The sequence below is a fragment of the Xanthomonas sp. SHU 166 genome, from assembly GCF_000364685.1.
Lineage (GTDB): Bacteria > Pseudomonadota > Gammaproteobacteria > Xanthomonadales > Xanthomonadaceae > Xanthomonas_A > Xanthomonas_A sontii.
The window spans coordinates 1-1,042 of record NZ_AQOJ01000199.1; the positions used below are offsets into that span (position 1 = coordinate 1).

The 1,042-nt window shown below is 67.6% G+C and carries 2 protein-coding genes; both read right to left on the reverse strand.

Annotated features, from left to right (window positions below; genetic code table 11):
• Window positions 1-486 (reverse strand): Plug domain-containing protein (locus tag D180_RS06945; RefSeq protein ID WP_043090590.1); only part of this gene is annotated, 486 nt, incomplete at its 3' end.
• A 240-nt stretch (window positions 487-726) separates the two neighbouring features.
• Window positions 727-1,042, reverse strand: a 316-nt coding sequence (locus D180_RS06950) for a TonB-dependent receptor (RefSeq protein ID WP_043090591.1), incomplete at its 5' end; no start/stop codon positions are given.

Below are 1,042 nucleotides of genomic sequence, written 5' to 3' on the forward strand. Positions count from 1 at the left end.
AGTGGCGATGTTGAGGTTGCCGCCGATGTTGTGCAGGCCGTAGCGCGGGTCGTTGGTGCCGCGCACGACTTCGATGTAGGCGATCTCCAGCGGGAAGATCATGTCGGTGAAGCGCTGGTTGCCGCTGTTGGCGTCGCTGGGCACGCCATCGATCAGGATCTTGATGCCGTTGAGGTAGCCCTCGCCGTTGAAGGCGCGGAAGGTGGCCTTGCCGGATTCGGCGCCCTGGCGGATCTCGGTGAGCTGCACGCCGGGCATCATGCCCAACAGCTCCCAGCCGTTCATGACCTGCTTGTCGCCGATCTGCTCGCTGCCGAGCACGTCGACCGAACTGAGGATGTTGCGGGTGGACAGCGAGGCGGCGGTCTCGCGCCGCGCCTCCACGGTGCCGAGGGTGGTGGTGGTCTCGGAGGTGAGGGTCTGCGCGGCGGCATGGCCGGCGGCAAGCCCGGCCAGCACGGCCAGGGCAAGGGAGTCGATCTTCATGGGGTCTGCAAGCAAGTGGGGACAGCGGAGGGCTGGCGGCAACGGCGAGGTTGCGGGGCTTGCTTGTTCGGTACGCTGGGCGTACCTCGCTCCGTGAAGGCGATGTTATGCGATTTCGCGGGGAAAATCGCGCGGTTGTCTGCGCCACGCAGGCAACCGCGCCGTGGCACCTGCGTGCCCCGGACGGCACCGGGGAGGCAGAGGCGCGGCCGCAGCGGACCGCGCCGACGTCGGCGATGGCTACAGGCGCAGTTCGAAGCCGAGATAGGCCGCGCGTCCGGGCGCCGGCGAGAACATCGGCTGGTCGTTGCCGCCCCAGAAGAAGTTGTCGTACCAGACGTAGGCGTAGCGGGCGTCGGTGAGATTCTTGACCTGCAGGTCAAGGCTGGTGCGCGGGCTGAGCTGGTAGCGCACGCTGGCATCGACCACGCGGAAGCCGCCGTACTTGCCCTGGGTGTTGCGTTCGTCGATGTAGTAGTCGCCTTGCGCGCGCGCCTGCAGCCCCAGCTTCCAGCGTGCGTTGGGCCGGTAGTCGACGCCGGCGTTGCTGATGTAG